Origin of the sequence: Streptomyces sp. NPDC059080, from assembly GCF_042739975.1 — a bacterium.
Classification (GTDB): domain Bacteria; phylum Actinomycetota; class Actinomycetes; order Streptomycetales; family Streptomycetaceae; genus Streptomyces; species Streptomyces benahoarensis.
This window is the reverse complement of record NZ_JBHYGX010000018.1, coordinates 39553-49080: the sequence shown is the minus strand read 5'-3', so window position 1 is coordinate 49080 and position 9528 is coordinate 39553. Positions and strand designations below refer to the sequence as shown.

Genomic DNA, 9528 nt, shown 5'->3' with positions numbered 1-9528 from the left:
TGTGTTGTGGTGCGGCGCGCGGCGGGCGTGCCGCGGGGTGGCCCCCCCCCCCGCCCGCGGCGCCTCCGCGCGCGGGTGGCCGCGGGGGGGCGCGCCCCCCCCCGCCGCGCAGCCGGGCGGCGTCACGGCCCTCGACGCGCTCTACTACGACACCGAGGACCGCCGCCTCGCTGCGGACGGCCTCACCCTGCGCCGCCGGACCGGCGGCCCCGACCCCGGCTGGCATCTGAAGCTCCCGGTGCGCCCGGACGTCCGCGACGAGATCCGCGCACCGCTCTCCGACGCCGTACCGCCCGAGCTGGCCGCCCTCGTACGGTCACGGGTGCGCGGCGCCGCGCTGGTCCCCGTGATGCGGCTGCGGACCCGGCGCGAGGTGACGCTGCTGACCGACGCCGCGGGGACGCCGCTCGCGGAGCTGGCGTACGACGAGGTCCGCGCGGAGCGGCCGGACGGTACGCGCGCGTCCTGGTGCGAGGTGGAGGCCGAACTGTCGCCCGGGGCCGCGCCGGAGCTGTTGGATGCCTTGGATTCCTGGTTGCGGGCCGGGGGGCTGACACCGGGGGCGTATCCGTCCAAGCTCGCCCGGGCCTTGGCGGTGACCGGAGCGGAGCGGGCCACGCGGCGGGGGAGCGGCGCCCCCGCGCCCACCGCCGGGGACACCGTCCTCGCCTACCTCCGGGAGCAGGCGCGGGCGATCGTCGCGCTCGACCCCGCGGTCCGCCGCGAGCTGCCCGACACGGTGCACCGGATGCGGGTCGCCACCCGTCGGCTGCGCGGTGCACTGCGCTCCTACCGGCGGCTGCTCGACCGGACGGCGACCGATCCGGTCGTTGCCGAACTCGCCTGGCTAGCCGGGGAGTTGGGCATCGATCGGGACCGCGAGGTGCTGACCGCGCGGATCGGTGACGGGCTCGCCGCGCTGCCGCGGGAGCTGCGCGTAGGGCCGGTGCGTACCCGGGTACGCACCTGGTCCCGGCCCCACCATGGCGCCGCCCGGCATCTCGCCACGGTGCTCGACGGCCATCGCTATCTGACGCTGCTCGACACCCTGGACCGGCTGCTCGCCGACCCGCCGCTGCGCCGCACCGCCGCCCGCGCGCCCGAGAAGGAGCTGCTCCGGGCGCTGCGCAAGGACTTCCGGCGGCTGTCCGGCCGGATGCGCCGCGCGCGGGACGCCCCGCCGGGACCGGAGCGCGACCAGGCGCTGCACGAGGCCCGTAAGGCGGCCAAGCGCCTCCGGTACGGCGCGGAGGCGGCCCGCCCGGCACTGGGCCGGGCCGCCGCCCGGTGCGTCCGCCGTGCCACCGCCCTCCAGGAGGTGCTCGGCGACCACCACGACAGCGTGGTGACCCGCGCCGTGCTCCGGGACCTGGCCGACCAGGCGTACGCGGCGGGCGAGAACGCCTTTACCTACGGCCTGCTGTACGGCCGGCAGGAGGCGCTGGCGACGGCATGCGAGGAACGGCTGCCCCGGCTGTGGAAAAAGGCCGAGAAGCAGGCGCCGCCGGGAGCGCGGACGAGCGGCTGACGGCCCCGGGCCCGCCACGGCCCCGGCCCGCCACGGCCCCGGGCTCGCCCAGGCTCCGTGGCTCCGGCCCCGCCGCGCCCCGGGCGCACCGCCCGGCCCCGCCCCCGTAACCCACCGCACCCCTACCTCGCCCCCGGCGCACGTCAAGGCCGCCCCTTCGGACACGTTAGGCTTGAGGGTCACCCCTGCCCGCCGACGAAAGATCCCGCGATGCCTGTCGAGTCGGTCTTCCCACGCCTGGAGGCCCTTCTCCCGCACGTCCAGAAGCCGATCCAGTACGTCGGCGGCGAGCTGAACTCCACCGTCAAGGAGTGGGACGACTGCGATGTCCGCTGGTCGCTCATGTATCCGGACGCCTACGAGGTCGGCCTGCCCAACCAGGGCGTGATGATCCTCTACGAGGTGCTCAACGAGCGCGAGGGCGTCCTCGCCGAGCGCACCTACAGCGTCTGGCCGGACCTGGAGGCGCTGATGCGGGAGCACGGTGTCCCGCAGTTCACCGTCGACGCGCACCGTCCGGTCAGCGCCTTCGACGTGCTCGGTGTGTCCTTCTCCACCGAGCTGGGCTACACCAACCTCCTCACCGCCCTGGACCTCGCCGGTATTCCGATCGAGGCCAAGGACCGCACCGAGGACCACCCGCTGATCCTCGCGGGCGGTCACGCCGCGTTCAATCCGGAGCCCATCGCGGACTTCCTGGACTGCGCGGTCGTCGGCGACGGCGAGCAGGCCGTCCTGGAGATCACCGACATCATCCGGGCATGGAAGACGGAGGGTCGCCCCGGTGGCCGCGACGAGCTGCTGTTCCGCCTCGCGAAGACCGGCAACGTCTACGTCCCCAAGTTCTACGACGTCGAGTACCTGGCCGACGGGCGGATCTCCCGCGTCGTGCCCAACCGCTCCGGCGTCCCGTGGCGGGTGTCCAAGCACACCGTCATGGACCTCGACGAGTGGCCCTACCCCAAGCAGCCGCTCGTCCCCCTGGCCGAGACCGTCCACGAGCGGATGTCGGTCGAGATCTTCCGTGGCTGCACCCGCGGCTGCCGTTTCTGCCAGGCAGGCATGATCACGCGTCCCGTCCGGGAGCGAAGCATCACCGGCATCGGCGAGATGGTGGACAAGGGCCTGAAGGCCACGGGATTCGAGGAGGTCGGCCTGTTGTCGCTGTCCTCCGCGGACCACACCGAGATCGGCGACGTCGCCAAGGGCCTCGCCGACCGGTACGAGGAGGACAAGATCGGCTTGTCCCTCCCCTCCACCCGGGTCGACGCGTTCAACATCGACCTGGCCAACGAGCTGACGCGCAACGGCCGTCGCTCGGGACTGACCTTCGCGCCCGAGGGCGGCTCGGAGCGCATCCGCAAGGTCATCAACAAGATGGTCTCGGAAGAGGACCTGATCCGCACCGTCTCCACGGCGTACGGCAACGGCTGGCGGCAGGTGAAGCTGTACTTCATGTGCGGTCTGCCGACCGAGACCGACGAGGACGTCCTCCAGATCGGCGACATGGCGGTCAACGTCATCGCCGAGGGCCGCAAGGTCTCCGGTCAGAACGACATCCGCTGCACGGTCTCCATCGGCGGTTTCGTCCCCAAGCCGCACACGCCGTTCCAGTGGGCCCCGCAGCTCTCCGCCGAGGAGACCGACGCCCGGCTCGCCAAGCTCCGCGACAAGATCCGCGGCGACAAGAAGTACGGCCGCTCCATCGGCTTCCGCTACCACGACGGCAAGCCCGGCATCGTCGAGGGCCTGCTCTCCCGCGGTGACCGCCGCGTCGGCGCCGTCATCCGCGCCGTCTACGAGGGCGGCGGCCGCTTCGACGGCTGGCGTGAGTACTTCTCGTACGACCGCTGGATGGCGGCCGCCGAGAAGGCGCTGCCGGACTTCGGCGTCGACGTCGCCTGGTACACCACCCGTGAGCGCACCTACGAGGAGGTCCTGCCCTGGGACCACCTCGACTCCGGTCTCGACAAGGACTGGCTCTGGGAGGACTGGCAGGACGCCCTCGACGAGACCGAGGTCGAGGACTGCCGCTGGTCCCCGTGCTTCGACTGCGGCGTCTGCCCCCAGCTCGACCTCGACATCCAGATCGGCCCGACCGGCAAGAAGCTGCTGCCGCTGTCGGTCGTCGACAAGTAGCCGCGCACGGAGGGGAGTTGCCATCCGCGACTCCCCAAGTGGCCACGTTTATACGGGAGTTGCCGTCACCGGCAACCCGAGTGGCCGCGCAGGCAAGGCAGTTCGGCCCGGCCCCCCGAACCGCGGCGCCGGGCCGTTCCCGTTCCCGCACACTGGGGCGATGCCGCCCCGCGCCGGTGGGCCGGGCGGTGGCCTGGCTGTTCCGCCACCTGATCGTGGTCCCGGTGGCGTTCCTGGTCCGGTATCTGGTCGTGGCCCCTGCCTGTTGGCTGTACCGCTGGGTGCTCGCTCCTCTGGGGCGGGCGACGGTCCGGCTGCTCCACCACGTTCTGGTGGTTCCGGCCCGCTTCCTCGTCCGGTATCTGATCGTCGTCCCGGCCTGCTGGACGTACCGCCGGATCCTCACCCCGCTCTTCCGGTGGCTGGTGGTGATCCCCGCCACCGCCGTGTGGCAGTACGTGCTGTGGCCGGTGCTGTGCGTCCTCGGGGTGTTCCTCGCCGCCTGCTGGCGCCTTGCCGGGCGGATCTCCCGGGCCGTTGGCCGGGGCATCGCGTTCTTCTGGCGGGGGCTGGTGGCGTGCCCGTCGCGGTGGCTGTACCGGTGGGTGTTCACTCCGGTGGGGCATGGGCTGCAGGCCGTTTTCGGGCCGCCGCTGCGGCTGGCGCGGGAGACCGCCCGCGAGGTCCGCCGCGCGCTCTTCAGTGCCTGAGCGCGGCCTCCGGCGGCCGCCGGAGCGCACCGTGGGGAACCGCCGGTGCGCGTGGCACGTACTCTTGGTAGCAGTACGACCGCACTCACGAAGGACTGAACGACACTGGGCAAGCGACAGCCCGAAGGCCCGCCGCCCGCACCGGCGGTGCAGCGCATTCGTCTGCGCTACACCAAGCGCGGCCGCCTCCGGTTCACCAGCCACCGCGATTTCCAGCGCGCTTTCGAGCGGGCGCTGCGCCGAGCCGAGGTCCCCATGGCCTACTCGGCGGGCTTCACCCCGCACCCCAAGGTGTCGTACGCCAACGCCGCCCCGACGGGTACGGGCAGCGAGGCCGAGTATCTGGAGATCCAGCTCACCCAGGAGCGTGACCCCGCGACCCTGCGGGCGCTGCTGGACGCGTCGCTGCCCGCGGGCCTCGATGTGACCGACGCCGTGGAGGCGCGGACCAGCGGACTCGCCGACCGGCTCCAGGCGTCGGTGTGGGAGCTCCGGCTCGACGGTGTCGCGCCGGAGGAGGCTGAGCGGGCCGTGGCGGCGTTCCTCGCCGCCGAGGAGGTGCAGGTCGAGCGCCGTACGAAGAACGGCATGCGCGCCTTCGACGCGCGGGCCGCGGTGCGTGCGCTGGAGACCTCCGCCGCCGATGGCGATAGGCCCGACGGCAAAGCCTGTGCGATACTGCGGCTGGTTGTTCGGCATGTGACACCTGCCGTTCGACCCGACGACGTCCTGTCCGGCCTCCGAGCCGCGGCCGACCTGGCGCCGCCGGTCCCCGCAGCGGTGACCAGGCTGGCGCAGGGGCTGCTCGATGAGGAGACCGGCGCGGTGACCGACCCGCTGGCGCCCGACCGCGACGCTGCCACGGCCGCCCCATCCATGGCCGCCGGGCCACGTGCCGCGACGGCGCCGAGCGGGGACAACCCGGCTGGTGCCGGGCACGGCACCGCGTAGAGCGCCGTCGTCGCGTCGCCGACCAACCAGGGAGCCACCCCGGTGCGGCAGACGCACTGACCAGAAGACTTTCGTCGGCCCCGGACCACGGGCCCGGCGAGCGAGACGACAGCTCCCGTGCGGCGCCCGCGCCCCGGACCGCAGAGCCGCGCACATGACGCGGCGCTGCGGCCGGACCAGGCCCGGCGCCCGGGAGCGTGACGGGAGAACCGCCCGCATGCTCGAACCTATTGAGCCCACCGCACCCGCGCCGTCCACGGACCGTGGCGCGGACGACAACAATTCCCCCAGCGACACGCTGCCGCCGCGCCGCAGGCGCCGCGCGGCATCCCGCCCGGCGGGCCCGCCGCAGGGCGGCGGAGCCGCCGCCGTGGCGAGCGACGCCCCCCAGGCAGCAGCCGGGGCCGCGCCGCAGGCGCCCGCCGCCGAGACACCCGCTGCGGAAGCATCCGCCGCGGAGGCACCTGCTGCGGAAGCCGTGCCCGCCCGTTCGCGCCGCCGGGCGACCCGTAAGGCCACTGCCCCGGCCGGTGCCCCGCAGCCCGCCGCCGAGGCGCCCGCCGCCGAAGCGCCCGCGCCGCAGGCGCCGGCCGAGGCCGCGCCCGCCGCTGACACCGACGCCGCGCCGCGTGCCCGTACCCGCCGCCGTGCGACCCGTAAGGCCACCGCTCCCGCCGGGGCCCCGCAGGGCGCGGAGGAGACCCCGGAGGCCGCCGCCGAGGCGCCCGTCGCGGAGACGCCCGAGGTCCCCGCCGCGGAGGCACCTGCTGCGGAAGCCGCGCCCGCCCGTCCGCGCCGCCGGGCGACCCGTAAGGCCACCGCCCCGGCCGGTGCCCCGCGCGCCGCAGAGGAGGCCCCCGCAAAGGAGGCTCCGGCCGCCGCACCCGTCGAGGAGGCGCCGCAGGCCGAAGCCGTCGAGGAGGCGCCCGCCCCCCGTGCCCGCCGCCGGGCGACCCGTAAGGCCACCGCTCCCGCCGGGGCCCCGCAGGGCGCGGACGAGACGCCGAAGGCCGCCGAGGAGGCTCCGGTGAAGGAGGCTCCGGCCGAGCCGAAGGGTACGGTCGCCGAGGCGCCGAAGCGCCGGGCCCGTCGCCGTGGTGAGCGGGTCGCCGAGCCCGTCGCCGAGGCGCCCGTCGCTGAGGAGGCACCCGCCAAGGAGGCACCCGCCAAGGAGGCCCCGGCCCGTGGTCGCCGCCGTGCGCAGCGTCCGCCGACGGCCGTCTTCCAGGCGCCGGTCTTCGCCGAGCCGATGTTCCAGACCCCGGAGACCGCGGCCGCTGCCGCCGCCGCGGCCCGCCGCGAGGAGGAGGCCGCCGTCGCGGCCGAGACCGAGACCGAGGCCGAGGCCGAGCAGCCCCGCGAGGAGCAGCCGTCCGGCCGCCGTCGCCGTCGCCGCGCCGAGCGGGCCGCCGAGCCCGCCGCCGTCGCGCCCGTCGAGGAGCCGGAGGAGAGCGCCGAGGAGTCCGAGGAGTCCGAGGAGGCGGCCGGGCAGCGCGAGGCCGCGCACGACGACGAGTCGGGCGATCGCCCCTCGCGCCGTCGCCGCCGCGGTGGCCGCCGCCGTCGTCGCGGTGAGGCCGCCGACGCGGACGAGCAGGCCGCCGAGGCGTCCGAGCAGGAGCAGGAGGGCGCCGAGGACGAGGAGCTCGCCGAGGAGCAGGCAGCCGAGGAGCAGGCCGAGGCCGAGGAGCCGTCCGGCGGCTCCAGCAGCAGCCGTCGCCGTCGCCGCCGTCGCCGCCGCAGCGGGGACGCCGACGGGGGCGAGGCCCAGAACGACGGCGACCCGGAGCGCACCGTCCTCAAGGTCCGCGAGCCGCGCGAGCGCAAGGCGAAGGACACCGAGTCCACCAGCGCCGACGAGGTTCAGTCGATCAAGGGCTCGACGCGTCTGGAGGCGAAGAAGCAGCGCCGCCGCGAGGGCCGCGAGCAGGGCCGCCGCCGGGTGCCGATCATCACCGAGGCGGAGTTCCTGGCGCGCCGCGAGGCCGTAGAGCGGGCCATGGTCGTTCGCCAGAGCGGCGAGCGCACCCAGATCGGCGTGCTGGAGGACAACGTCCTCGTCGAGCACTTCGTCAACAAGGAGCAGTCGACCTCGTACGTCGGCAACGTCTACCTCGGCAAGGTGCAGAACGTCCTGCCGTCGATGGAGGCCGCCTTCGTCGACATCGGCAAGGGCCGCAACGCGGTGCTGTACGCCGGTGAGGTCAACTTCGAGGCGCTGGGCATGGCCAACGGGCCGCGCCGCATCGAGACCGCTCTCAAGTCCGGCCAGTCCGTGCTGGTGCAGGTCACCAAGGACCCCATCGGCCACAAGGGCGCCCGCCTGACCAGCCAGGTCTCGCTGCCCGGCCGCTACCTCGTCTACGTGCCCGAGGGCTCGATGACGGGCATCAGCCGCAAGCTGCCCGACACCGAGCGCGCCCGGCTGAAGCAGATCCTCAAGAAGATCGTCCCCGAGGACGCGGGCGTGATCGTCCGTACCGCCGCGGAGGGCGCCAGCGAGGACGAGCTGCGCCGCGACGTGGAGCGCCTCCAGGGACAGTGGGAGGAGATCCAGAAGAAGGCGAAGACGCCCTCGACGAGCGCGCCGAGCCTTCTCTACGGCGAGCCGGACATGACCGTCCGGGTCGTCCGCGACATCTTCAACGAGGACTTCTCGAAGGTCATCGTCAGCGGTGACGACGCCTGGGAGACCATCCACGGCTACGTCGCGCACGTCGCCCCGGACCTCACCGACCGGCTCCAGAAGTGGACGTCGGACGTGGACGTCTTCGCGACGTACCGGATCGACGAGCAGCTGATGAAGGCGCTGGACCGCAAGGTCTGGCTGCCCAGCGGCGGTTCGCTGGTGATCGACAAGACCGAAGCGATGGTCGTGATCGATGTCAACACCGGCAAGTTCACCGGTCAGGGCGGCAACCTCGAAGAGACCGTGACGAGGAACAACCTCGAAGCGGCCGAGGAGATCGTCCGCCAGCTGCGCCTGCGCGACCTCGGTGGCATCGTCGTCATCGACTTCATCGACATGGTCCTGGAGTCCAACCGCGATCTGGTGCTGCGGCGGATGCTGGAGTGCCTGGGCCGCGACAGGACGAAGCACCAGGTGGCCGAGGTCACCTCGCTGGGCCTGGTCCAGATGACCCGTAAGCGGGTCGGCCAGGGCCTGCTGGAGTCGTTCTCCGAGTCCTGCGTCCACTGCAACGGCCGCGGCGTCATCGTCCACATGGACCAGCCGACGTCGGTCGGCGGTGGCGGCAAGCGCAAGAAGAAGGGCAAGGGCGGCGGCGAGCGCCACGAGCAGGCCGCCGAGCAGCCGGCGGAGCCGGTGGCCGAGCACCCCGAGGCGCCCGAGCTGGAGCCCGTGTCGGTGACCGAGGCGGAGTTGCAGCCCGCGGTGGCCGACGCCGACGAGTGGTACAGCAGCCCGGCCGAGGCCGAGGCCGCCGCCACCGCGCGGGGCCGTGGCCGCCGCCGGGCGAGCCGGAAGGCGTCTGCCCCCGCGGGCGCCCCGAAGGCCGCCGAGGCCGCCGCGATCGTGGTGCCGGTGGCGGAGACCGTCCCGGAGCCGGAGGCCGCGCCCGAGCCGCAGCCCGAGGCGCCCGCCGCGCCGGAGCCCGCTCCGGCCCGTCCGCGCCGCCGGGCGACCCGTAAGGTGTCCGCCCCTGCGGGCTCCCCGCAGGCCGCCGAGGCGACGGTCGTCGTGGTCGAGACGCCGGAAGCCGCCGCGGCCCCCGTGGAAGCGGTCCAGGCTCCGGCGGAGACCGTCGAGGCGCCCGCCGAGGCTCCGGCCGAGGAGGCGCCCGCCGCCAAGAAGACGGTGAAGAAGGCGGCGGTGAAGAAGGCCACCACCGCCAAGAAGGCCACCGCCAAGAAGGCCGCGGCCAAGAAGACGACGGCGAAGAAGGCGACGGCGAAGACGGCGGCGGTGAAGAAGGCCACCACCGCCAAGACCACCACCGCCAAGACCACCGCCGCCAAGAAGACCGCCGCGAAGAAGACGACCGCGAAGAAGACCACGGCGAAGAAGACGACGGCGAAGAAGGCGGCGGCCAAGAAGACCGCCGCCGAGCCCGCCTCGTCCGCCGTGGAGGACTGACGGTCCGGCCGTGGGGCCCGGGGGGGGGGGACCCGGGGCCGGGGGTGACCCCCCCGCACGGGCCCCCGACCAGGCAGCCGCGGGGTTGTGTGGGAAAAAACAGC

5 protein-coding genes are annotated in these 9528 nt (G+C 74.2%); all 5 read left to right on the top strand.

Going from position 1 to position 9528, the window contains the following annotated elements; translation table 11 throughout:
• The first annotated feature begins 1 nt into the window (after nucleotide 1).
• On the top strand, nucleotides 2–1528 hold the full coding sequence (locus ACFWWQ_RS16575; RefSeq protein ID WP_384596634.1) for a CHAD domain-containing protein: 1527 nt from the start codon (nucleotides 2–4) through the stop codon (nucleotides 1526–1528).
• Nucleotides 1529–1738: 210 nt separating this feature from the next.
• Nucleotides 1739–3667, top strand: coding sequence for a TIGR03960 family B12-binding radical SAM protein (locus ACFWWQ_RS16570; RefSeq protein WP_384596632.1), 1929 nt, complete (start codon nucleotides 1739–1741; stop codon nucleotides 3665–3667).
• 188 nt (nucleotides 3668–3855) lie between these two features.
• Nucleotides 3856–4377, top strand: a complete 522-nt coding sequence (locus ACFWWQ_RS16565; RefSeq protein ID WP_384596630.1) for a hypothetical protein — start codon at nucleotides 3856–3858, stop codon at nucleotides 4375–4377.
• Between the two features lie 147 nt (nucleotides 4378–4524).
• On the top strand, nucleotides 4525–5328 hold the full coding sequence (locus ACFWWQ_RS16560; protein WP_384596628.1) for a TIGR03936 family radical SAM-associated protein: 804 nt from the start codon (nucleotides 4525–4527) through the stop codon (nucleotides 5326–5328).
• 217 nt (nucleotides 5329–5545) lie between these two features.
• Nucleotides 5546–9424 (top strand): Rne/Rng family ribonuclease, encoded by a 3879-nt coding sequence (locus tag ACFWWQ_RS16555; RefSeq protein ID WP_384596626.1) that lies wholly within the window; start codon nucleotides 5546–5548, stop codon nucleotides 9422–9424.
• Nucleotides 9425–9528: the final 104 nt, after the last annotated feature.